Annotated in this window: 21 protein-coding genes, 2 pseudogenes and 1 riboswitch; of the genes and pseudogenes, 4 read left to right on the top strand and 19 right to left on the bottom strand. The window is 39.1% G+C overall.

Annotated elements, in window-relative coordinates:
- The first annotated feature begins 15 nt into the window (after positions 1 to 15).
- The gene (locus tag OWR28_RS24860) at positions 16 to 474 is read left to right on the top strand and encodes a DUF4251 domain-containing protein (RefSeq protein WP_332388935.1); all 459 of its coding nucleotides are present in this window, start codon (positions 16 to 18) and stop codon (positions 472 to 474) included.
- On the opposite strand, the pseudogene meaB reads toward OWR28_RS24860, so the two are convergent.
- Positions 449 to 1,461: pseudogene (meaB, locus tag OWR28_RS24855) on the bottom strand (methylmalonyl Co-A mutase-associated GTPase MeaB). The gene OWR28_RS24860 and the pseudogene meaB sit on opposite strands and share 26 nt — an antisense overlap.
- 195 nt (positions 1,462 to 1,656) lie before the next feature.
- Between meaB and OWR28_RS24850 the strand changes: the two are divergent.
- Positions 1,657 to 1,950, top strand: coding sequence for a cytochrome c (locus OWR28_RS24850; RefSeq protein ID WP_332388934.1), 294 nt, complete (start codon positions 1,657 to 1,659; stop codon positions 1,948 to 1,950).
- 18 nt (positions 1,951 to 1,968) lie between these two features.
- Positions 1,969 to 2,256, top strand: a complete 288-nt coding sequence (locus OWR28_RS24845; protein WP_332388933.1) for a cytochrome C — start codon at positions 1,969 to 1,971, stop codon at positions 2,254 to 2,256.
- A 44-nt stretch (positions 2,257 to 2,300) separates the two neighbouring features.
- On the opposite strand, the gene OWR28_RS24840 is transcribed toward OWR28_RS24845, so the two are convergent.
- From OWR28_RS24840 to OWR28_RS24775, 14 genes and pseudogenes are all read right to left on the bottom strand, one after another.
- Positions 2,301 to 2,807: a hypothetical protein gene (locus tag OWR28_RS24840; RefSeq protein WP_332388932.1), complete on the bottom strand. Its 507-nt coding sequence runs from the start codon at positions 2,805 to 2,807 to the stop codon at positions 2,301 to 2,303.
- A complete protein-coding gene (prfH, locus tag OWR28_RS24835) occupies positions 2,794 to 3,492 on the bottom strand; it encodes a peptide chain release factor H (RefSeq protein ID WP_332388931.1) in 699 nt (232 codons plus the stop codon). Before prfH ends, OWR28_RS24840 begins: the two co-directional genes overlap by 14 nt.
- 2 nt (positions 3,493 to 3,494) lie before the next feature.
- Positions 3,495 to 4,040 (bottom strand): hypothetical protein, encoded by a 546-nt coding sequence (locus tag OWR28_RS24830; protein WP_332388930.1) that lies wholly within the window; start codon positions 4,038 to 4,040, stop codon positions 3,495 to 3,497.
- Positions 4,041 to 4,115: 75 nt separating this feature from the next.
- A complete protein-coding gene (locus OWR28_RS24825) occupies positions 4,116 to 5,507 on the bottom strand; it encodes an RtcB family protein (RefSeq protein WP_332388929.1) in 1,392 nt (463 codons plus the stop codon).
- Positions 5,508 to 5,534: 27 nt separating this feature from the next.
- Entirely contained in the window at positions 5,535 to 6,269 is a 735-nt protein-coding gene (locus OWR28_RS24820) for a hypothetical protein (protein WP_332388928.1), read from the bottom strand.
- 450 nt (positions 6,270 to 6,719) lie between these two features.
- Positions 6,720 to 7,019, bottom strand: coding sequence for a hypothetical protein (locus OWR28_RS24815; RefSeq protein ID WP_332388927.1), 300 nt, complete (start codon positions 7,017 to 7,019; stop codon positions 6,720 to 6,722).
- Positions 6,989 to 7,216: a hypothetical protein gene (locus tag OWR28_RS24810; RefSeq protein ID WP_332388926.1), complete on the bottom strand. Its 228-nt coding sequence runs from the start codon at positions 7,214 to 7,216 to the stop codon at positions 6,989 to 6,991. The genes OWR28_RS24815 and OWR28_RS24810 overlap by 31 nt, the downstream gene beginning before the upstream one ends.
- Before the next feature lie 56 nt (positions 7,217 to 7,272).
- A pseudogene (gene scpA, locus OWR28_RS24805) lies at positions 7,273 to 9,389 on the bottom strand (methylmalonyl-CoA mutase).
- Positions 9,390 to 9,531: 142 nt separating this feature from the next.
- Entirely contained in the window at positions 9,532 to 11,634 is a 2,103-nt protein-coding gene (locus OWR28_RS24800; protein WP_433988018.1) for a prolyl oligopeptidase family serine peptidase, read from the bottom strand.
- 92 nt (positions 11,635 to 11,726) lie between these two features.
- Positions 11,727 to 12,404: a hypothetical protein gene (locus OWR28_RS24795; RefSeq protein WP_332388924.1), complete on the bottom strand. Its 678-nt coding sequence runs from the start codon at positions 12,402 to 12,404 to the stop codon at positions 11,727 to 11,729.
- A 74-nt stretch (positions 12,405 to 12,478) separates the two neighbouring features.
- On the bottom strand, positions 12,479 to 13,564 hold the full coding sequence (gene prfA / locus OWR28_RS24790) for a peptide chain release factor 1 (RefSeq protein WP_002983952.1): 1,086 nt from the start codon (positions 13,562 to 13,564) through the stop codon (positions 12,479 to 12,481).
- A 160-nt stretch (positions 13,565 to 13,724) separates the two neighbouring features.
- Positions 13,725 to 14,603, bottom strand: coding sequence for an amino acid permease (locus OWR28_RS24785; protein ID WP_332388923.1), 879 nt, complete (start codon positions 14,601 to 14,603; stop codon positions 13,725 to 13,727).
- A 23-nt stretch (positions 14,604 to 14,626) separates the two neighbouring features.
- Positions 14,627 to 15,022 (bottom strand): amino acid permease, encoded by a 396-nt coding sequence (locus tag OWR28_RS24780; protein WP_332388922.1) that lies wholly within the window; start codon positions 15,020 to 15,022, stop codon positions 14,627 to 14,629.
- Between the two features lie 7 nt (positions 15,023 to 15,029).
- Positions 15,030 to 16,133 carry a TonB-dependent receptor domain-containing protein gene (locus OWR28_RS24775; protein ID WP_332389007.1) on the bottom strand — a complete coding sequence of 368 codons (1,104 nt, stop codon included), beginning with the start codon at positions 16,131 to 16,133 and terminating at the stop codon, positions 15,030 to 15,032.
- 348 nt (positions 16,134 to 16,481) lie between these two features.
- Here OWR28_RS24775 and OWR28_RS24770 point away from each other — a divergent pair, with 348 nt between their 5' ends.
- Positions 16,482 to 16,649 (top strand): hypothetical protein, encoded by a 168-nt coding sequence (locus tag OWR28_RS24770; RefSeq protein WP_332388921.1) that lies wholly within the window; start codon positions 16,482 to 16,484, stop codon positions 16,647 to 16,649.
- 19 nt (positions 16,650 to 16,668) lie between these two features.
- Here OWR28_RS24770 and OWR28_RS24765 read toward each other — a convergent pair whose 3' ends face one another.
- From OWR28_RS24765 to OWR28_RS24750, 4 genes are all read right to left on the bottom strand, one after another.
- Complete coding sequence (locus OWR28_RS24765) at positions 16,669 to 17,460, bottom strand: TonB-dependent receptor plug domain-containing protein (protein ID WP_332388920.1); 792 nt, start codon at positions 17,458 to 17,460, stop codon at positions 16,669 to 16,671.
- A gap of 92 nt (positions 17,461 to 17,552) precedes the next feature.
- Positions 17,553 to 17,656, bottom strand: a riboswitch (SAM riboswitch).
- Between the two features lie 261 nt (positions 17,657 to 17,917).
- Positions 17,918 to 20,350, bottom strand: a complete 2,433-nt coding sequence (locus OWR28_RS24760; RefSeq protein ID WP_332388919.1) for an alpha-amylase family glycosyl hydrolase — start codon at positions 20,348 to 20,350, stop codon at positions 17,918 to 17,920.
- Positions 20,351 to 20,397: 47 nt separating this feature from the next.
- The gene (locus OWR28_RS24755) at positions 20,398 to 20,754 is read right to left on the bottom strand and encodes a hypothetical protein (protein WP_332388918.1); all 357 of its coding nucleotides are present in this window, start codon (positions 20,752 to 20,754) and stop codon (positions 20,398 to 20,400) included.
- 191 nt (positions 20,755 to 20,945) lie between these two features.
- Positions 20,946 to 23,024, bottom strand: coding sequence for a T9SS type A sorting domain-containing protein (locus tag OWR28_RS24750; protein ID WP_332388917.1), 2,079 nt, complete (start codon positions 23,022 to 23,024; stop codon positions 20,946 to 20,948).
- Positions 23,025 to 23,037: the final 13 nt, after the last annotated feature.

Genomic DNA, 23,037 nt, shown 5'->3' with positions numbered 1-23,037 from the left:
TCAGATCCGAAAACGGTGAGCGCTTTGGTAGATTCCCAGGAGTTTACTTTCTATGCACAAAGAGCTAATCCTACCAATTATGATGTTATCAATGTCATGAATTCAATGCCTAATGCCACTGCAACCAGAATAATTAATCTGAATGGGGATTATACCATTGATGTCAGTAAAAATACGCTTGATGTAGTTCTGCCTTATTTCGGAAGACTGTTTAATCCAACTTATGGAAATACAAGTGATAACAGCTACCGATTTACTTCAAAAGATTTTACAGTAACTAAAACTCAGAATAAAAAGGGAAAATGGACTTTAAAGTTCAAGCCGAAAGACGTAAGAACCGTTGATGAAATCAATATTGAGATCTTTAAAAACGGTAAAGCTTTCGTTTCTATGAGAAGTAATGACAGACAGCCGATTAGTTATGACGGCTACATTTCTAAAACTGAGGTTAAACAGGAAAAAGGCAAACCTTAGTTTCTGTTTTCGTCAGATAAAAATTTTTCAACAAATAATTTTGCTTCAGTACTTGGATTGGAAACCATTGCTGAAGCATTTTTTTGTGCATATGGTAAGCTTCTTCTATGGCATTGCTTTTTTTCATGAGTGATAAAATATATTCCTGCACCCAATATTCGAATCGCTTTTCAGCCTGCTGAACACGGATTTCTTCAAAACGGCCGCTCTTCTTTTTCAGATCAATAAATTCAAAGATTTTATCATAGACTTCCTGCAATCCTTCATTGTGGAGGGCAGAACCTAACAAAACAGGGATTTTCCATCCTTTTTCTTTAGGCGGAATAAAATCGAGCGCTCTTTTTAATTCAAGTCTTGTATTTTTTGCTTTCTGAAGATTGTCCTGATCCACCTTATTGATAAAGATAAGATCTACCATTTCCATAATTCCTCTTTTTATACCCTGGAGCTCGTCTCCGCCTCCAATGATTTTAAGGAATAAAAAAACATCGGTAATATCAGCTACCAATACTTCTGACTGCCCTACTCCAACGGTTTCTATTAAAATATAATCATATCCTGCGGCCTCGCAGATCATCATGGTTTCAAAGGTAGTATTGGCTACTCCGCCCAGAAAGCCTGAGCTTGGGGAAGGACGTATGAAGGCCTTTTCTTCTTTGGCAAGCTCTTCCATTCTGGTTTTATCCCTAAAATACTTCCTTTGTTGATTGCCGAACTGGGATCAATAGCCAAAACCGCTACTTTTTTTCCCTGAGCAATAACCAATCTTCCGAAATTTTCTATAAAAGTGGATTTTCCGGCTCCCGGAACACCGGTTACTCCTACCCTCACAGAGTTTCCGGTAAAGGGCATAATCTTCTTCAGCAGCTCCTCTGCCTGTAGCCTGTGTTCAGCTTTTTTACTTTCAACCAATGTAATAGCTTTTGCAATCAGGCGTTTGTTTCCTGATCGTATTCCTTCTATTAGCTCTTCTGTAGAAAATTTCATTGATTCAAAATTAATAATTAAAATGGGAATGATCAATAGCTGCCTCATAATGACGGGACAAAAGGCATAAATTGCCTGATCTGATACGGACAATTCTCTATCATTTAATTTTTATTTCTTCTAAATTAAAACTACAAAGCCCTATATCAACGGCTTAAGGAATTTATTACATTTGTTATATATCAAAAAAGAAACATGAAAAAACTTATTGCTGCGGCTTCGTTAACTGCTATTCTGCTGGTTTCCTGTACGCCGAAAGCTGCTACATCCACTGCTACTGCAGGCGCTTCAACATCTACTGCCGAACAGATCGCTCAGGGGAAAACTATTTTTGAAAATTCCTGCGGAAGATGCCATAAACTACCGGATCCTGCTTCACATAACCCTGTACAATGGGTAGGAATCATGAATTCTATGGCTCCCAAAGCTAAACTGACGGATGAACAGCATCAATGGGTCTATGATTATATTGTTTCTGTGAAGAAGTAATCATCAAACAAAAATAGTATGAAAAAATTCATCTTAACCGGTATTGCAGCATCAGCATTTCTGGTGTCTTGCGGACCAAAAAGCGTGGCTGTAACAGGGCCTAAGTATACCTCATCTGAGCAATTGGCACAGGGAAAAACAATTTTTGAAAATTCCTGTGCAAAATGTCATAAGCTGCCGGAACCTACCAAGCATGATGACAAAGGATGGATCAATACGTTAAGCAGAATGGCTCCAAAAGCCAAGCTGACGGATGAGCAACATCAAATGGTATATGATTACCTGATTTCTGTCAATAAAAAATAAGCTTTCTAATGAAAGCTTATTTTTTTAGTATGAAGTCCGGCCGATTATTTTGTCTTCTTTACTGTTCTCGACCGTGTTACTTTTCCTTTGACCAATTTTTCTCTTTCTTCAATTGTTTCAAGCGCTGCCCTGCTGTAAGCAAATTTTTTAGCTTCTTTAAGAGTTCCCAAAGCCTGCTTATACTCAAAATTTCTTTCCTGTAAAAGCGAGAGACAGTTCAGAATTTCTGATTTGTCAATTCCTTTTATTTTCATAGCAAATGCGATCAGCTTTTCAGCTTCTTTATAATCTTCGTTATTCAAGAGGCATTCGATATAATATTTAGGCGTATTGATATTCCCGATGTTATTCTGCATGGCTTCATCAAAGTACTTCTTTGCCGTTTCATAATCTTTTAATTCTTCGGAATATACTCTTCCCATCAGACAGAGACTGTCAGCATCTTCAGGCTCGTAAGATAATGCATAGTTCAGTGCATCCATACATTCAGAAAGATTGAATGGAAAGTAGTCTAATGCTTCAAAATAATATTTACTTTTAGTTAAGGTCATTTCTATAGTTTTTGAGTTCATTTTTCAAGACATTCCTTTGTTTTTTGAATGTCCTGTCTTCATAATTCTTTTTAAAATCCGTCCCGGAAAATGTACGGACCGGATTTCCGCGTTCTACCTGCATCTGAAGGGACCATGTATCTTTCATCTTTCTTTCCAGCTGCCGGATATAAACGGCCATTACCTTTTCTTTAAGTCTGATAACGGATCGCTTTTTGTTCTCCAGCTGCGAGCGGGAATCCTGTACAAAGACCGTTTCATTAGTAGGAATATGCGTGGCTCGCACAGCGGTATTTACCTTGTTTACATTTTGTCCTCCGCTCCCCTGGCTTCTCACTGTCTGAAACCGGATATCTTTTTCATTGAACTCAATCATTTTTACATCATCAAGTTCAAAGATCCCGATAAACCAGTTACTTCTTTTATGCAGTTTTCTGAATGTACTTTTTCCTGTCCAGCAAACAGTTCCCAACCAGTTCTTTAAGAAAAGATTCATCTCTTTTCCTTTCAAAAGGATAGTCACAGATTTTAATGTCAGATTTTCATCACCGTTTTCACGATGAATGATTTCGTATTCTATTGTATTTTGTTTGGCCTCTTCAAGAAAGGTCTTCAGAACCTTGGCGGCTACCCACTGACATTCCAAAGGACCTCTTCCTGAAGTGATCTGTATTAATTTTTCCATTTTTATACAGGCATTTTGCTTAATAAAGGGTGTCCAACAGGATCTGTTCCCTTTTGTAATAAATCTTTTGCAGCCATCACTGCCCAGCACTTGTCACTGGAGTGGATATTTCTGTAAAATGAAAGTAAAATATCAGGACTCACAACGGTAAAACCATTAACCTCTATGGTTTCAAGATCATTTCTTTCAAAGAAGTCTATGGTAATTCTGTGGAATGTATCATTTTCAAGCTCTACCGTTTTTTCATACCTGCGGAAGTTCTCTTCACTGGGCAGATGATCATACCGGGTCCAGACTTTCTGAAAGCCTTCCTGCTTAAGGATGATAACAACATCTGCTACATTTTCTTTTTTTACAAAAACATCAATATCCTTATGGTCATGAGCATGCTTATATTCTGTATGTCCTGTTTCAGACATAAAATGCCATGCCCAGCCGCCTGATATAATGACTTTATCTTTTAATTTATCTAAAATTTCGAGTCCGGACCGGATTCTGAATTCCGGCCAGACTTCACCGTATCTTTTTATGTTATGTGGTGCTCCCATTCTTTTGTTTTAAGTATTTCTTTATTAAACCTTACAGATTTTTGAAACCTGTAAGGTTGTAAAATATCAGGCTGACTACCTATCCATTCTCACGATTCGCGGCTGGAAAGTTCCCAGGATATCTACCAGTCCGCTCTGTGCATTCATCACTTCATTGATATCTTTATAGGCCATTGGTGCTTCTTCTGCATTTCCGCCCATCAGGGTGACATTTTTCAGCTTCAGCTCTTTTTTGATATCATGCTGGGTAAAAAGGCTTCTGCACTCTCCTCTGGAATATGCTCTTCCTGCTCCATGTGATGCTGAATTCAGGGATTCCGCGTTTCCTTTTCCACGCACAATAAAGCCTTTCGCTGTCATGGATCCCGGAATCATTCCCAATTCATTTTCGTTGGCAGGCGTTGCTCCTTTGCGGTGAACAATCACTTCTTTTCCATTATGGATTTCTTTCCATGCAAAATTGTGATGGTTCTCAATCCTGGCCTTTACTCTTCCACCAACCGCTTTAACGAGCCTTCTGTGAATATCGTCATGGCAGGCTGAAGCATAATCTCCTGCAAGATTCATAGCTGTCCAGTATTCCAGTCCCAGATGGGTGCTCAGATCAAGCCAGGCGAAGTGTTGAGCTTCTTTTGGCAACGGGCACTGTTCTGCAGCCATTCTTGAGTAATATTGGGCAATCTCTGCTCCCAATCCTCTTGAGCCGCTGTGAGAAAGAATCCCCAGATATTTTCCTTTTGGCAGGCCAATTTGTTCGTATTCTTCAGTGATTTCCACTTCCCCGAATTCTACAAAGTGATTTCCGCCGCCTGAGGATCCCATCTGTTTGACCGCTTTTCCTTTTAATCTTCTTAAGATCGGGATCATATCAAATGTATCCCTGTCGAAAATCTCATGATCTATATGAGATTTATGTGTTTCATACATTCCGAATTTGGTATGCTCAGCAAGCGCTTTTTCATATTTATCCCTTGCTCCTTCAAGATATGAAACGGGTGTATCCAAAATACTGAGACTCATTCTGCAGCCAATGTCCATTCCAACTCCGTAAGGGATTACTGCATTTTCTGCTGCAAGAACGCCTCCTATCGGAAGACCATAACCACTGTGGGCATCCGGCATTAATGCGCCCTGAGTAGAAATTGGCAGTTTCAAAGCAGTGTACAACTGATTTTTTGCCTCTTCCGAAATATTGTTTCCAAAAATCTGAAACGGGGCACGCTGTGAATTCAGCATTCTCTTTTCAGTTTTTTTGGATGAAAGCAGGGTTTCTGCAATTTGCCCGAAGGTGAGATCTTTTTCAAAGCTCTCCGGATTCAGCAGGATTTCCTTTAAAAGAGATTTTACATGGTGAATATTTTTGGTTGCAAAATTTCTTTTCATGACTTCCAATGCTACGTTTACGCTTTGGTTATTTGGATAGCCCAGTTTTAATATATCTTTTCCTTTTAGTTTTAAATTTCCCATTGTTTTTGTTTTAAATAACAGTCGGACTTATACGTCCTGTAAGCTTTCTGCAATCTCTGTTGCAGACATTTTGTAGTGAAAATATTTTGTACTTTCATTTTGATCAGATTTGTATTTCATCTTCCATGAATTAGGCTTTCCATATATTGTTTTATGGATAATCCCGGCAACCTTATGCTGTCTCAAATAGGACTCCAGCTCTGCATATTCTTTTTCAAGTTCGAAATCTACAGGCTTATAATGGGTAATCATATTGGGTTTTATTCTAAGGATAAACCTCCATGGTTCAATGAATTCGTAGTAAATCTCATACTTCTTCCTTATAGGACAGTATTCTTCCTTTTGCAAAAAATACTGTCTCTCCATTGGTGTAAGTCCGAATTTAGGATCATTCCAGGCATATGCTGAAACTCTATTGAGCTTCTGTTCTCTTTCCACATAGATTCTTCTTCCGGATTTTCTTTTCTTTTTAAGAAATTTTCTGCTTTCAGAATACATGTATGTATTGATTTTCTTCAGAATTCCTTCAAAGAACTCTCCGTATTGGGATCTCATTACATCTTCCCTTACTACAAAGAATCTTACAAATCCTCTTTGATAAGGTTTATCCAAAGGAATCCATGGGATATTTCGTCTGATTTCCCAAAGTTCTTTACTACGTTGATATTTTTTTCTGATCTGTTTTTCTACATCTTTTCTAATTGTTCTTTTTCTGCTTCTTATGCTTCTCAGCCTGGAAAACAGAAAGTTATCATTTTCCATTGTTTACAGAAGTCTGATACGAGATTTTGCATTAAGCTAATTATCTCACACAGCTTATAATCAACTAAAACATTAGTTGAATGGATTAATAATAGACGATTACAGTATGATGATATAATTCACCTGATTCGTCTGTAATGACACTAAAAAGATTTCGGGTAAACCCGGGAGTTTGAAATATTGCGCAATAAAAAACCCGAAATCTCTACGACTTCGGGTTTTGATATTTCATTGTACTGTTATTCTAAGAATGTACCAAACCACGAAGCCTTACCACCATAAGTGGCAATCCAACTGTAGAATTCTGTTTAGTTCTGAACATTGCTTCGTTGTCTTTTATTGGTTAAACTTGATTTTCAGGTGCAAATATATAAATTTTTCTGATAATCAAAATTATTTTAGTAAAAAAGCTGATTAAAAAATAACCAGCCTTATAATTTATCGTGAAAATTAATCTTTTGAGCCTAAACTATCCATTTCGTCATCCATTCCTTTTACCTGATTGGAATGATAGACTCTTTCTGATCCGAGAAAGTAGATGTCATGTCTTGCTTTGGCAATGATTCCATTATATTCATGCTCAGTCATACCATCCGGAATGCTGTCTTTACTTTCCGAAGGTCTGCGATAAACTTCAAGAGCACCATATTCATTTAATACTTCTTTGGCTGTTTTTGCCTGTTCAAGATCATCGGTATAAACGATAACATTGCTTCTGCCTACACTGTGCTTGCGGTAAGCGTCCAACATTTCCGCATCGTGAGCGAAAACATAGTCAAAAAATCCTGTGTCTGTTTATCTTCCTGGTACTGATCAGACATTCCACTTTCTACTCTGGACTTTGAAATAATAATGTTTGCTTCGTCAAAGCCTTTTTGTTTTAATCCTTTTTTAATTTCCTCTGTATCTACAGTCACCGGAAATACTGAAACTACTGTATAAGCCATAATGAAATTTTTCATTAAACTATACAAAAGCCATGCAAGTTATTCTTTACAAGGGATTAATTTAGAAATCTTTTCAGAATTTCCACGGCACATTTCGGAAGATTGGTTCCGGGTCCGAAAATAAAGTCTGCACCGTTGGCATACAGAAATTCATAGTCCTGTTGCGGGATTACTCCTCCTACAACGATGGTAATATCGTCTGCTCCCAGTTTAGCCAATTCTTCCACAACTTGCGGAACTAATGTTTTGTGTCCTGCGGCCAATGAAGAGACTCCTAGAATGTGAATATCATTTTCCACGGCCTGTTTAGCGACTTCTTCCGGTGTCTGGAATAGTGGAGCGACATCGACGTCAAATCCCATATCGGCAAATGCTGTTGCTACTACTTTTGCACCTCTGTCGTGGCCATCCTGACCCATTTTGGCAACCATTAGCCTTGGGCGTCGTCCTTCTTCTTCTTCAAATTTCTGAGTCAGTTGAAGCGCTTTTTCAAAGTATTCATTTTTACCGGCATTCATTGCGTATACACCAGAGATTGTTTTAATATTTGCTTTATATCTTCCAAAGGTTTCTTCCATGGCATCACTCATTTCACCAAGGGTAACTCTTCTTCTCGCCGCTTCGATGCATAATGCCAGAAGGTTTCCTTTTCCTGTTTTGGCGCTTTCGCGGATTTCATTCAGGATCTGCTCAACAGCCTGGGTATTTCTTTCTGCTTTAATAGTATTCAGCCTTTCGATCTGTTTTCTGCGGACTTCTGTATTATCAATGTCCAGGATTTCTATCTGGTCCTGTTTTAATGAAGATTTGAATGAATTCACACCAATGATGAATTCTTCACCACTGTCGATCTTAGCTTGTTTTTTGGCAGCAGCTTCCTCAATTCTCATTTTTGGAATTCCGGCTTCGATGGCTTTGGTCATTCCTCCTTCCTGTTCTACCTCATCAATATACCTCATCGCTTCTTCAATCATCTGCTGGGTAAGGCTTTCTACAAGATTGCTTCCTCCCATCGGATCTACAACATCACATATTCCGCTTTCCTGCTGAAGAATGATCTGTGTGTTTCTTGCAATTTTGCTGAATAATCTGTGGGAAGGGCAATGGCTTCATCCAGGGCATTGGTGTGGAGAGACTGCGTTCCTCCTAATGCTGAAGACAAGGCTTCAATAGCTGTTCTTGTGATATTATTAAAAGGTTCCTGTTCTGTCAGGGACCATCCGGAAGTTTGAGAATGGGTTCTCAATGCCAGAGATTTCGGATTCTGAGGGTTAAACTGTTTTAAAAGCGTTGCCCAGATGTATCTTGCGGCACGCATTTTAGCAATTTCCATGAAATGATTCATCCCGATGGCCCAGAAGAATGATAACCTTGGCGCGAAATCATCAACATTCATTCCTGCTTTGATTCCTGTTCTTACATATTCAAGGCCGTCTGCCAATGTGTAAGCCATTTCCAGGACGGGAGTGGCTCCGGCTTCCTGCATATGGTAACCGGAAATAGAGATAGAATTGAATTTTGGAATGTTTTGCGAAGTATATTCAAAAATATCTGCAATGATCTTCATGGAAGGAGCCGGCGGATAGATGTAGGTATTTCTTACCATGAATTCCTTTAGAATATCATTCTGAATGGTTCCTGAAAGCTGTTCCTGTTTTACGCCCTGCTCTTCTGCGGCTACAATGTAGAAAGACAAGATAGGGAGCACGGCACCGTTCATGGTCATGGATACTGAAATCTGATCTAACGGAATTTCATTGAAAAGGATTTTCATATCTTCCACAGAATCTATGGCAACACCTGCCTTTCCTACGTCTCCTACGACTCTTGAGTGATCAGAGTCGTATCCTCTGTGCGTTGCTAGGTCAAATGCTACTGAAAGTCCTTTCTGACCTGCAGCAAGGTTTCTTCTGTAAAAAGCGTTGGACTCTTCAGCGGTAGAAAATCCTGCATACTGGCGGATTGTCCACGGTTTCTGTACATACATCGTAGAATACGGTCCTCTCAGGTAAGGTTCAATTCCCGGAGAAGTCTGTGTTAATGATTCATCTTTTACATCTTTTTTCTCATAGGATGATTTGAGTTCAAGCCCGTCTTTTTCAAAGTTGTAAATCTCTTTTTCCTGAGGTGATACACCAAAATCCGGTTTTTTCACAGAAATTGTCTTTCGCATTCCAATTATTTTTGTCCCCGTAAAGTTAATTTTTTTGAACGAAACATGAAACTTCTGTTAACCTTCTGTTTTTCTTCTGTTTAGTGAAATAAAAAAGGCCGGGCAAATGCCCGGCCTTTTTATTGGAATACTTGTAAAAAATCTATTTCATTATTCCCATTTCATACAAAGCAAATGATATAAGATCTGCATTTTCACTGATTACCTGATCTGTTGATCTTCCTGCTCCATGACCTGCGTTCTTTTCAATCCTCAGCAAAATAGGATTTTTACATGCCTGTTTTTCCTGAAGCTCGGCTCCGAATTTGAAGGAATGCGCCGGCACTACCCTGTCATCATGATCACTAGTAATAATCATTGTTGATGGATAACAAGTTCCTGCTTTTACATTATGTACCGGAGAATATGATTTAAGGTATTCAAACATTTCTTTACTGTCTTCTGCAGTACCATAATCGTAAGACCAGCCTGCTCCGGCCGTAAATTTATTATATCTCAGCATATCCAAAACGCCTACTCCAGGGAAGGCTACTCTGGCCAGATCCGGACGCATTGTCATGGTTGCCCCTACCAGCAATCCTCCGTTTGATCTTCCTGAAAGTGCCATATATTGTTTTGAGGTGTACCCTTTATTCTGAAGGTATTCTCCGGCAGCGATGAAATCTTCAAAAACATTTTTCTTCTGTTGTTTTGTTCCGGCATCATGCCATTTCTTACCATACTCACCTCCTCCGCGGATGTTTGGAACGGCATAGATACCACCATTTTCCATCCAGATCGCATTTACTACAGAGAATGAAGGCTGTAAACTGATGTTAAAACCTCCGTAAGAGTATAAGATAGTAGGATTTTTACCGTCAAGTTTAGTTCCTTTTTTATAATTGATCATCATAGGAACTTTTGTACCGTCTTTTGAGGTGTAGAATACCTGTTCTGAAACATAATCGTCCGGATTAAACTTCACTTTAGGCTTTTGATACACTTCTGATTTTCCTGAGTCTACATTGAATTTATAAGTGGTTCCCGGTGTAATATAATTACTGAAAGAAAAGTAAACATCTTTCTCTTTTTCTTTTCCTCCAAACCCTGAAACATTGCCTTTACCGGGAAGTGTAATTTCTCTGATCAGTTTTCCGGTTTTATCAAATTGCTTCACCTGGTCTATTGCATCAATCATATAGGTTGCAAAGAAATACCCTCCCCCGGAAGAAATTCCCAATACATTTTCAGTCTGCGGAATCACATCTTTCCATGTTGACGGAGCAGGGTTGCTTATCGTAGTTTTTACCAGACGCATATTCGGAGCATCTTTATCGGTAAAAATAAAAAGATCATCACCTTGTGTATCTACAATGCTTGCGTTGATATCAAATCCGCTTACAACCTGTACAAAATCTCCTCCTTTTTTCAGGTCTTTAATATACAGTTCGTTGCCATTGGTAGCATTAGCAGCAGAAATGATAAGATACCGCTGATCTTCAGAAACTCCTGCGCTCAGATATCTTCTTGGTGTTTTATCACCTCCGAAAATTAATTTATCTTCAGACTGTTTTGTCCCCAGCTTATGGAAGAACACCTTATGTTTATCTGTCATTCCGGAAAGTACGGTTCCTTCTTTTGGTTTGTCATAACTTGAGTAATAGAACCCTTCATCTCCCTGCCAAGAAATCCCACTGAATTTCACATCCAGCAATGTTTCATCAATCTGTTTTTTGGTAACTGCATCAATGATAATAATCTTATTCCAGTCACTTCCTCCTTCTGAAATGGAATAAGCCGCAAGATTTCCTTTTTTATTGAAAGAAAGATTGGAAAGAGAAGTGGTTCCTTTTTCCGAAAATTTATTGGGATCTAAAAATACTTCTGTAGCATTGGTTTTGTTATGGGTTCTGTACAGCACAGACTGAGCCTGCAAACCATCATTTTTATAATAATAGGTATAATCTCCTTCTTTGAAAGGGGCTGAAATTTTTTCGTAATTCCAGATATCTTTCAGCTGATTTTTAATTTTTTCCCTGAACGGAATTTTAGAAAGGTAATTCTGGCTGTAGGCAACTTCTTCATCTACCCATTTTTTAGTAGCTTCAGAATCATTTTCCAGATCTCTGAAAGGGTCAGAAACAGCGGTTCCGAAATAGGTATCTGTCTGGCTTCCTTTTAATGCTTTAGGATAATTCATTTTCTGAGAATAAAAAGATGCTGAAAACAATACTCCAGCAGTTAGCAATATAGGTTTAAAATTCATACTGAACGGTTTTCTCAAAAATACGTAAAGTATATGAAATAAAAAAAGTCCCTTCAGACGGGACTTTTTTTATTTATAACTGTGTTTTTCTACTATTCGTTTGCTCCGAAGCTTTCAAAATAGAAATCGGTGAGGTTGGTAACAATCTCATCCGGGCTGCCGTTCCAATAGTATATTTTACCGCCTTCCTTCAATTCGTAAAGATTAAAATTCTGCTCAGTAGTTACAGTTTTATCCGCATTTTTGAAGTCCTGAGTTGCCTGAATCAAATATTTTTTCAGTTCTTCCGGTTTTATTTTATTGAGGTCACCTTTTGGTCCTGATGTTAATTTTGACGGAACAAGGAAACTCACGGAATAACTTATTTCTGCTATTTTTTCGTCTTTGAGATATTCATTCGGGACTACTTTTACATTTTTAACCGTCAGCTTTCCGGTTTTAAAATTCCCAAACATGGCAGTGAAATAGTCTTCTGCCTCTTTTTTGCAAGCCGCAGCGGTAGCTTTGGGGAAAGCAGCAAGGAAATTCTCCACACTGCCGTTCATCATTTCTTTGGAAGTTTCTTTAAAATCTACCTGGTAAGCATTCTGCCCTTCAACGGTAGGCTTCAGATAGTCATTAAGCTTATTCAAAGCTGCTTCATCATTGTTGACAAAAGTTCCGAAGAACAATTCAAAAGCTTCTTTTGGTTTCTTTACTTCCGTCTGGGCAAACACATTCTGCCCGATCATCGTAAGCAGCAACAACAAAATAATTTTGTAATTTTTCATAGTTTATATTTATGTTTTGGTATTAAAAACAAAGCCCCTGAAGGATCAGAGGCTTTGCTTATCTATTATAATTTTTAATAATTTTCTTCTTCCCCTTTCATTTTCTCTGCATTTTCTGCCATGATTACCGCATCAATCATTTCAGAAATATCACCATTCATGTAAGCATCAAGGTTGTACATAGACTTGTTGATTCTGTGGTCTGTTACTCTTCCCTGAGGATAGTTGTACGTTTTAATTTTTGCAGAACGGTCTCCTGTAGATACCATAGTTTTTCTCTGAGCTGCAATATCTCCCTGAACTTCCTGAAGTTTGATATCATATAACTTGGCACGAAGCATTTCCATTGCCAGCTCACGGTTAGCCAGCTGAGAACGGGCCTGCTGGCAAACTACTACAAGCCCTGAAGGTTTGTGGGTAAGCTGAACTTTCGTTTCAACCTTGTTTACGTTCTGACCTCCGGCACCTCCTGAACGTGAAGTCTGCATTTCAATATCAGCAGGGTTGATCTCTACATCTACCTCTTCAGCTTCCGGTAAAACCGCTACTGTAATCGCAGAGGTATGTACTCTTCCCTGAGATTCTGTTTCAGGAACACGCTGTACACGGTGCACTCCCGATTCGAATTTCATGATTCCGTAAACACCTTCACCTTCCACTTTCATGATCAGTTCCTTGTATCCTTTTGCTGCTTCGTTGGAATCTGTTACTTCATGTCTCCATCCCTTGGCTTTGAAGTACATGGTATACATTCTGTAGATGTCTTCTACAAAAATAGCCGCTTCATCACCTCCGGTTCCCGCACGTAATTCTACGATAACGTTTTTATCATCAGCAGGATCTTTAGGAATCAGTAATACTTTCAGCTCTTCTTCCAGTCCCGGAATTTTAGCCTGGGCTTCCAGCTTTTCTTCTTTAGCCAAATCTACAAGGTCTCTGTCTGAACCATCGGCAATGATTTCTTCAGATTCTGCGATACTGTCCAAAGCCCCTTTATACTGATCGTAAACTCTTACAATTTTCCCCAAATCACTGTATTCTTTGTTTAAAGAAGAATATCTTTTTTGGTCTGAAATGACATCAGGCTGTATAATAAGGTCTGCAACCTCATTATATCTTTGTTTTATAGCTTCTAATTTTGGAATTAATGATTTAGACATTGTAGAAATTTTGTGGGTGCAAAGATAAGAATTATTAATTCAAAATTAAAATTCCGAATCAGCATAAATTTTTGAGCTTTAGGGATAAAGGGAGCAAAATGGCAAAAAGGGTGTATTCTAAATTTGTTTATTCCGGTCTTATCTGGTGCAGAAACCGGCTCTAGTATCTTTTAGAAAGTCTTCTGTCAACAAGATATAAAACAATTCCTACTGCGATAATTCCCAGTCCTATAAGACTTTCTTTAGGATTATGAATAAATGTAAAATAGAGAATATACATACTGAACAGCAGAAAAACGGCCGGGAAAATGTGGAAGGCATTCGATTTAAAGATTTTTCTGTCCTTTTTCTTCAGGAAGAATACAGTAGAAATAGCCAGACTTGCAAAAAGCTGTAAAATAAAAGCAGTGTAAACAAAGATCTCTTTGAAACTTCCTGTTAAAATAATAACAGCAGCAATCACAGCATGAGCAAAAATGGCTCTTACCGGAATTCCTTTTGCATTTCCAACTGATAGCGGTTTCCAGATAGAGGTATGTTTCGCGAAAGCCTGGGTTAATCTTGACCCTACCCATAAATATCCGCTTATCGTTGCAATCAGCTGCAAAGCAATAAAAATGTTAACGATTTTTCCAAAAGCAGGACCAAGCATATTGACCGCTGCTTCTCCCATGACGTCTTCTTTTCCTGCCAACTGGCCAACGGGAGCATGTTTCAGCATAATATAATTCACCAGAATATAGCTTACCGTCACAAAAACAGTTCCTATAATGAGTGATTTGGGAAGGTTTTTCTGAACATCCTTAATTTCTCCTGCGATATAGGAAGCTGAATTCCAGCCTGTATAGGAATAGGTTACAAATACCAGCGAAGTAGCAAAAGCAGGGAGCATGATCTCATCCTGCCAGCTGTCACTGAAATTCAAACTGCTGCCGATCTGTGGTGAATCTGAAAGCCCCACTCCCAGAATAACCAGTACAATAATAAAAGCTATTTTAATAAAAGTGAAAAAGTTATGAAACCGGCTGGATGTTTTCAAACTGAATGACAAAGTAACCGCGATCAGAAAATGGCGGCAATCGCAAACCCGTTTCCGAAAGAATAATTAAATACGGAAAGATATTTCGACATAGCCAATGCAGCTAAAGCAACAGGAGAGGAAAATCCGATAATCAGCGAAATCCAGCTTATAAGATACCCGAATAACGGATGATAGGTTTCTTTCAGATAAATAAAGTCGCCTCCGTTTCCTTTGAAATGTGAGCCTAACTCTGCATAGCAAAAAGCACCAAACAGAGCCAGGATGCCTCCAATGATCCACAGCAGGAAAATACTGTAGGTGTTGGTAATATCGGATAGCTGAAATCCCAGGGTGGTAAAAATCCCTGTTCCGATCATATTGGAAACAACAATTGCAGCAGCTGTTTTCCAGCCAATCTGATGTGAGGTAGTACTCATTTAATGATTAAAAGTTAAAATTAAGTCTTCCGAAGAAATAATTCCCCAGCGTTCCCATCTGCACCGGCGCATACTTGAATACCCCATAGTATGAATTTCTGTAAATCTGGCGATCCGGGAAAACATCAAAAATATTATTGGCACCTGCTGTAAAGTTGATACTTTTTGTAATATCATATCCAACACTGATATCAGTAACGACTTTTGGAGAGAACTCCTGCACTTCTCCAAACGGATAGCCATCTCTTATGACTTTGCCAAAATAGGTATTTCTTACGAGAAAATTGAACTTCCCGATTCCGTAATTTAATCCTAATGAAGCTTTTGTTTTGGGAGACAGTGTTTCAATGATATTGATCTGATCCGGGCCAAAAAACTGTTCCTGAGGCGTTCCTAAATTTTCCGGAAAATGGAAATCTGTGATTTTTGTCTCCGTATAATTTCCGGCAAGATTCATATTTAATTTTCCGTTGCCAAGAATCCAGTCATAGGTGACCACTACATCTACCCCTTTTGTTTCTGTATCAATGGCATTGGCGAAAAATCTTCCGCTTTCAACCTTAAACTGATCTAGCCTTGTGTCGGTAATATTACTGGTGATCACAATTCTGTCTTTCACTTTGATCCAGTATCCATCTATAGTGATGGTCAGATTGTTTAAAGGTTTCAGGGTAAATCCGGCACTTGCATTGACTGAAGTTTCCTGCCTGAGCTTATCAAATCCAAGAATTGCTGCGGCTTTGCTATCATTACTAAAGATTCCTTTGGTAACAATTTTCTCGCCGGAAGTAGAAATATCTGCATAGGAGTTATTAAAATACTGCTGCTGAAGGGAAGGAGCCCTGAATCCTGTACCCACAGCTGCTCTTACTGCATAATTTTTTACAAATTCATATCGTACAGCAAGCTTTCCATTCAATGTATTTCCGAAATCTGAATAGTTTTCAAATCTTGCAGCCGCATCAATGTTTAACTTTTTATCCAGATCATAGGAGACATCTGCATATACCGCTGTGGAATGCCTGTCCTTTTTCAGTGCATTATCCGGAGAAAACCCGATAAAGGACTGAGATCCGCCTGCACCAAGCACTGTTGAACCTTCGGTGGCGATATTACCGTTGACATCATACTGGGCATAAGAAGCTTCATCACCAGCTTTGATCTGATATTGTTCAAATCTGAACTCTCCCCGAAGGCAATATTGAAACGGTTTATATTTCTGGAAACATCAAGATTAATGGTGTTTTGTAGGAAGCTGTGTGCTCCGGCGTAGAAACTTGTTGGGGATTTTGCTCCTAATGAAGCATTATTCGTATTGTTTACATTGTAATTGAAAGTATTGCTTCCCAATGTATTACTAAGATCCAGAAGCCAGTCACTGATATTATATTTTGCTCCAACAGCATAAGAAATATCGTATATCTGGGATGCCAGCGTTGCCTGAAACCCATTCGGGTAAATGGATGAAACTACGTTAGATTTTTCACTCGGGAGCCTTCTGAAGCCAAAACCTTTTCCTTCCTTAATGCTGAAACCTCCGAAAGAATACAGTTTAAAATGGTCATTAAAAGGATATTCTGCATTGAAAAATAACTGTCCCTGTCTGATCTGTGCATCCCCGATCTGAAAATTAAAATCGTCACGTGTTAGTCCTCTTTTTGAATTTCTGCATCATCCGCAGCTCTGGCAGCTTTTACGGCTTCATCATCACCTGCAAATTCATAAGCAAAATTATCCCCGAAAATATCCAGATCATGATTTTGTGTTCTTGTTGTTTTCCCTCTGTGGCTTAGCTGCAGTGAAAGATTGATGTAACCGTCTTTCTTTCCTAATGAAGCACCGTAATTCGCTCCTGCCTGATATGTATCGCCATCATTTCTGCCGCTTATACCGTAAGTAAGGCTTGCTGATGCCCCGGCATTCTTTTTAAGAATAATATTGATGACTCCTGCAATGGCATCAGATCCGTACTGTGCGGCTGCCCCGTCTCTCAGAACTTCAATTCTGTCAATGGCAATCACCGGAATGGTACTTAGATCTGTTCCCACCGAACCATTCCCTACTGTATTCTGATAATTTACCAAAGATGTTGTATGTCTTCTTTTTCCGTTCAGCAATACCAGAACCTGATCCGGACCCATTCCTCTTAAGGTAACAGGGTCAATATGCTCTGTGCCGTCTGAAGCGGATTGCCTTACTGCATTAAATGACGGAATCACATAGTTCAGCAGATCCTGGGCAGTCATTTGCGGAGCACTCTTCTGAATTTTGTCGATATTAATAACATCTACCGGAACCGGTGTCTCCAGCTTTGTCCTTTTGACATTACGGTTTCCAACAATGATAATATCTTCAATTTCTTTCTCTTTATTCCCGCTCTCCTGAGCAGCCACCCAGATTGCTCCAAGCAATAATACAGCTGTACTTATTTTTTTCATTTTGTTCTTCCCAATTGATCATAACTTATCCGGCGGTTTTTTCCGCAGATACATAAGACTTCAAGAAATGGGATTCATATAGGCAGTCATTTCACTTATCTTCCCTCGGGTTGGAATTAGCACCTTCGCACTTCCGGAACCGTGCAGGTTGCTAAGGTTTCACCGGGCCAAATCCCTCCACCTTTCTTGATAAATCTACTGCAAAAGTAGACTATTTTTTTAAATGAACAAAAAAGGCAGATCTGCTGTCTGCAAATCTGCCTTTATTTTATAGAAATTGTTTAAACTTTTATTTTTGAACCATTAGTAATAAGAGTTTAAGAGTATTAAGACAAGCTTGGCTTTAAGCTTAAAAATCAGAATGATTCACCTTAACTATACTTTATTTCTCAAATCCTTCTTAATGGTTTTAATAAATCAACATTTTTATCAGTCTAAACAACTTCATAATCTGTTTTTATTTAATCATCATCTTTTGAATGGCGGTTCCTGTGTCTGACTTCAGCTGTACCAGATAGGTTCCTGCCGGATAGTTCACTTTCACTTCATAGGTTCCGGCTTCTTTATCCAGTTTGAATGAATTCAACCTTTTACCGGTCATATCAAAAATGGAAATTTCCCCGTTTTTCACTTTATTAAAAATTAATTTTGCCGTTCCGTTTTGTACCGGATTATCCGCAATCCGAAGCGATAGTTTGTTGTCTGCATTTACATCTGCTGCAGACAAAGCACCTGCATAATTTCCAAAGATTCTGAATTCTCCCGGCTGCAAAGTAATCGGAGCCGTTGTAGAAGCCACATCCGAAATACTGTCATCCATAAGGTTCTGCCATTGGCCTGTATAAGGAAAATAAGGAACCACATTTTGTGCAGAAGTTGTATAATTGGCCAATACCACCACATTCTTTATTCCTGTAGTAATAGCTGTATCGTAAAGGTAAATTCTGGTGATGAGCCCATTAGGGTCATTCGTAAGGTTATTGGACTCTATGCTGTATGTTTTGGTTTTGAAAATCTGATGGGCATTTCTGATGGTAATGATTTTTGCCCATGTATCATATACTGCTTTTCTGCTTGCATTGGTATCATATCCCAGCGTGAATGCGACAGGTTTCTCATCGGTTCTGCAACCACTGTTGATGGTACCGTCCGCACATCTGTTAATACTGAATTCATAGCCTAATTCTCCAAACTGCCAGATCATTTTCGGGCCGGGAATGGTAAAGAAAGTTGCACCGAAAGTTTTCATTCGGTCAAGAGCAGTATTCAGGTTTTTAACATCATAACTTCCGTTTACTGCACCGTAAGCAAGGTTTTTAAACATCAGCCTTTCCTCATCATGACTTTCTCCGTAGCCTACAGCACTCATGTTGGTAAAACCGTGAAGGCTGTGGTTCATACGGTCATAATTGCTGTTTTCCTTATATCCCATCGTATTCTGGTTATAAGGATCTGTCTGTTTATTCCAAAGCATAACACCTTTTCCTTCTGCTATTCTGTAGTTGGCCCACTGCTGTTCTTCCGCATCTGTTCCCAGGTGTTCAAAAATCATGTATGAATTCGGATCGATTGCCCACTGTCTGTCTGCATAATGTTTCATAATATCTACTCTGTCCTGCTGATAGGCATTGGTGCAGGTTTCATCATTTTCAGAACAGCTCTGAGTGAATCCTTTGGTTAAATCCCAGCGGAATCCGTCTATGTGATATTCTGTCAGCCATTGTTGAAGGCATCTTTCAACGTAATATTGCGTTGAAGGGCTTGTATGGTTAAAGTCATTGAATACATTGTATGAATGTTTCGGAACCTGATTAAAGTAAGGATTGTCCGGAGCTACATTTCCATAACCGTCGCCATCCGGATCTATATTCCAAAGTCTCACCAAAGGTGAACGTCCTGTAGCATGATTAAATGCGACATCGAGAATTACTGCAATTCCGTTCTGATGGCACAGGTCTACAAATTCTTTGAATTTTTCAGGAGTTCCGTAGGCTTTATCCAATGCATAATGGAATGAGGTATTGTATCCCCATGAAAGGTTTCCGTCAAATTCCATGATGGGGAGCAGTTCTATCGCATTGATTTTTAAATTCTTCAGATAAGAAATTTTATTGATCAATGACTGCCAGTTCTTTTCCTGTGTAAAGTCCCTTAATAATAATTCATAGACTACCAGGTTTTCTTTTGCCGGCCTTTGAAAGTTGGTCACCTGCCAGTTATAAGCTGTCTGCCCGGTTTTAAATGTTGAAACTTCAAAACCCTGCCCGGCCGGAAATGCAGGTAAATTCGGATAAGTGACAGCCGAAATCCACTGATCATCATATGAAGACAGGATTTGTGGTGAATAGGGGTCTGCTACTTTTCTAAGGTCATTGGTTCTGTATTGAAAAGTATAAAGCTGCTGTGGAGTCAGTCCAATCAGTTCAATCCAGTAAAGATCAGGATTGGTGGTATCTCTTTTCATTAAATACGTATCATTCACTACCCAGTTGTTAAAGCTTCCGATAACATGGACGAAATTTTTACCCGGCGCATATAAAGCCAATCCTACTTTAGTCTGATCTGTCGGGTGATAATTGATTCCTTGTTTTATCCAGTTCGGTATTGCTTCAGAAACCACATTTCTCGGAACCTGCAGAATAAATGCAGCGTTTTTTGAACTGGATCCCTGCGTCGCAACGAGCTCCATATTGGCATCCTGGGTAACAGTAAAACTGTAAGAATAGGACTGCGAAGGTGTTGTCGTAGTGTTGACAACCGTTCCGTTGGCTTTTAACTGAAATGTTGCGTTGACATTGGTTGTAGCAGTAATATTGATGGAATTACCAACCGGAACAGAAGTCAGGCTATTCACCAATGGGTTTGTAAGATTTAGGCTTAAAGTCCCCACATTTACAAAAATATCTGGCGAGGTCTGGTGTGACCCTGTTTTATCTTTTAATAAAACCCGAACCTTCCGATTCCTGTTCGCCCGAAGAAAGCAGTTGGAGTAAAGGTAAGCGAATAACTGTCCGTTGCTGCATTATAATTCAGCTTATTCAGGTCGTTGGAATTGTTCCAGCTTCCATTGGTAGGACAATCCTGACTGTTCTGATAATTGGTATCAAAAGACCAGCTCCAGATATAAATGGCATTATTGGAAACTCCCCAGGCAGATTCATCAATCTGATCTCCGGGAACTGTAAGCGTAATGGCGTCTGTTTCATTAAACGGATTGGGGGAAATTGTATAACTGATCTGCCCCAATACACACATGGCAATCAGCAGAAAAGCAACAGAATAAAATTTTCTCATGTCCTATTTTTTTATCGAATATAGGATTAATTTTTATTCATATTGCCTGTTTTTATTAAGTTCCCGGTAATATTGCCATTTTCAGAGAAAAATAAATAAAAAAAGACTCATGAAATCTCATGAGCCTCCCAATAAAAAGTAATTGTAATGAACTATTTTTTATATGGCGAATATCTTACCAATCAATTGGATTAATCTTTTATAATCTTTTTAGAAACGATCTGTCCGTTCTTTAATTTTAATTCTACGATGTATAACCCTGAAGGAAATTCAACCATGTTAATCTGATTATTTGAACATTGTACATTCATTCTTTGCCCTACCGCATTGATAATATTTACTTTTTCAATCTCTGAATCAGATTTAATCGTAAGAAATCCTTTTGTAGGGTTAGGAAACATTCCCGCCACAGCATTTTTAAGTTTAATTTCTGATGTACTCAAAGAAGATGTAGGTTTGATGCATCTTACTGATGCCCCCTGCCCTCTCATGGCACCAGCAGATGGATTGGCAATCGTTGATCCGATATAAAGATATTTTCCTCCTAAGCTTGATGTATCAGAGCTCCAGAAATACCCTCTTTGTCCTACGAAAGTAAAGTCTCCATTACTTGAGCCTCTGTACCCTCCCGCCGGTAGTTTCAGATTACTGCTGTAAGCAGTAGCAGGACTAAAAATTCCTTCAGCACCTACTAAAGTTGTCCAGTCTGCCTGAGAAGGCATTTTCCAATCCTGTCCTATTGCTTTACAAGGATCTGCTCCAACTGATGCATTAATCTCCGCAACTGATGCTCCAGTCCAGGCATCTCCACCTGAAAAACCAGCCCACCAAGCCGGAGAACCTGCTATATAACCACCTCCGGTAGTACTTATTCCTTCCGGTGTATTAGGGAATGGCGCCTGTACAATCTGGGAATTTCTAAGCTGATGGCCATCATCCCATCTTCCCCACTGGAAGAGATCTCCATATGAATTGGCATCAGCCACTGAGGAAGCAACCTGTGCGCTTCCCAGGTTCTGCTGAAGCCATATTTTTCCATCTGCTCCCCTTACAGTGGTATAAGCAACCTGCTGGCCGCGATACATAAAACTTACACAGCCTATATCACCCGTATTGGCACCAGGGTCTGTATTGCTGCATGTTTGTGGATTTAGATTCAGGGAAATTCTTTTAACTTTTGTTGTATCGCCGGAATACGCCAGAACCAGGTAATTTTGTGACTTATCTATGGCCAGATCATTATATTTTGCTTCACCATCTGAAACAAAGTCTCCTCCAAAAGGAATCCAGTTTTGTGAATCGTCTAATTTATAAACGGTATTTCTCAGGAAATTATCATTTTCAAAACGGCTGGCCACGACATATGGTTTTCCGGATTCTGTTACTGCTAATGCAATATGCTGCACCTTTCCATTGGAGAAATTAGCATTTCCAACCTGAATCCAGGAGTTCCCGTCAAACTTTTTAACATTCAGTTTTCTTCCTTCTCCTGAACCTGAAACATAAGCTACATAAATCATATTGGATCCGTCCAAAGCGATATCAGCATTGTACTGTTCACCCGATGAAGCAGCATCTGCAGCAGTTCCGCCCACCAGGCTCCAGTTTTGTGCTGAGCTGGCATCAGTACTGTTCTGATACACATTTATACCTCCGGAAACATTACATGTATAGATCATATTATTGGTTCCGATAACCATTTCAGCAAATTCAGCGCCACCCGAAAAGCCAGTATTGCCTACCTGCTCCCATGCTCCGCCGGAATATCTTTTAACTGTTCCAGAACCATAAGATCCATAAGTGAATAGGATATTATCAGAAGATACTGCTGAAGCCTGATAGTTCACAGCACTATCTGTAGCATTAGGAAGCTGAGACCATAAAGATCCTGTGAACAGACGTACTTCCATTCCGGAACCCGGGTAACTCAGCTGATTGGTGTAATAAATACTATTTCCGCCTGGGTTTACAGATAATGAATTGTAAGTGGCTATTCCTGTAGTTACTCCAGCAACACCTCCTAAGTAAGACCATGAATTCCCGTTAAATTTCTGAACAGAACCTTTAGTTACAGAAACATCATAATATGACAGATAATAGTTCCCTGAGTTGTCAATAACAAGATTATTAAAACTACTTCCGCCTGCAGATACATCCTGAACACCTCCTACATTTTCCCATTGCTGGGCATATATATAGCTTCCGGCAACGGTTAACAGTGCTAATCCTGTTCTGATTTTCTTTACAGCAAAATGTAAATCTTTAAACATATACAATATTATT

Origin of the sequence: Chryseobacterium sp. 1B4, from assembly GCF_036631475.1 — a bacterium.
Classification (GTDB): domain Bacteria; phylum Bacteroidota; class Bacteroidia; order Flavobacteriales; family Weeksellaceae; genus Chryseobacterium.
Note: the sequence above shows the minus strand (reverse complement) of the source record. Positions and strands in the feature narration are given on the sequence as shown.

What these genes read in the sequence shown, in the direction of transcription:
- OWR28_RS24820 (WP_332388928.1), bottom strand. Translation starts at nt 6,269, where the DNA reads ATGGAAAATGATAACTTTCTGTTTTCCAGGCTGAGAAGCATAAGAAGC.
- OWR28_RS24815 (WP_332388927.1), bottom strand. Translation starts at nt 7,019, where the DNA reads ATGTTGGACGCTTACCGCAAGCACAGTGTAGGCAGAAGCAATGTTATC.
- OWR28_RS24800 (WP_433988018.1), bottom strand. Translation starts at nt 11,634, where the DNA reads ATGAATTTTAAACCTATATTGCTAACTGCTGGAGTATTGTTTTCAGCA.
- OWR28_RS24825 (WP_332388929.1), bottom strand. Translation starts at nt 5,507, where the DNA reads ATGGGAAATTTAAAACTAAAAGGAAAAGATATATTAAAACTGGGCTAT.
- OWR28_RS24840 (WP_332388932.1), bottom strand. Translation starts at nt 2,807, where the DNA reads ATGACCTTAACTAAAAGTAAATATTATTTTGAAGCATTAGACTACTTT.
- OWR28_RS24845 (WP_332388933.1), top strand. Translation starts at nt 1,969, where the DNA reads ATGAAAAAATTCATCTTAACCGGTATTGCAGCATCAGCATTTCTGGTG.
- OWR28_RS24780 (WP_332388922.1), bottom strand. Translation starts at nt 15,022, where the DNA reads ATGAGTACTACCTCACATCAGATTGGCTGGAAAACAGCTGCTGCAATT.
- OWR28_RS24850 (WP_332388934.1), top strand. Translation starts at nt 1,657, where the DNA reads ATGAAAAAACTTATTGCTGCGGCTTCGTTAACTGCTATTCTGCTGGTT.
- OWR28_RS24770 (WP_332388921.1), top strand. Translation starts at nt 16,482, where the DNA reads ATGGATGAAACTACGTTAGATTTTTCACTCGGGAGCCTTCTGAAGCCA.
- OWR28_RS24795 (WP_332388924.1), bottom strand. Translation starts at nt 12,404, where the DNA reads ATGAAAAATTACAAAATTATTTTGTTGTTGCTGCTTACGATGATCGGG.
- OWR28_RS24830 (WP_332388930.1), bottom strand. Translation starts at nt 4,040, where the DNA reads ATGGGAGCACCACATAACATAAAAAGATACGGTGAAGTCTGGCCGGAA.
- OWR28_RS24750 (WP_332388917.1), bottom strand. Translation starts at nt 23,024, where the DNA reads ATGTTTAAAGATTTACATTTTGCTGTAAAGAAAATCAGAACAGGATTA.
- prfH (WP_332388931.1), bottom strand. Translation starts at nt 3,492, where the DNA reads ATGGAAAAATTAATACAGATCACTTCAGGAAGAGGTCCTTTGGAATGT.
- prfA (WP_002983952.1), bottom strand. Translation starts at nt 13,564, where the DNA reads ATGTCTAAATCATTAATTCCAAAATTAGAAGCTATAAAACAAAGATAT.
- OWR28_RS24765 (WP_332388920.1), bottom strand. Translation starts at nt 17,460, where the DNA reads ATGAAAAAAATAAGTACAGCTGTATTATTGCTTGGAGCAATCTGGGTG.
- OWR28_RS24810 (WP_332388926.1), bottom strand. Translation starts at nt 7,216, where the DNA reads ATGGCTTATACAGTAGTTTCAGTATTTCCGGTGACTGTAGATACAGAG.
- OWR28_RS24755 (WP_332388918.1), bottom strand. Translation starts at nt 20,754, where the DNA reads ATGAGAAAATTTTATTCTGTTGCTTTTCTGCTGATTGCCATGTGTGTA.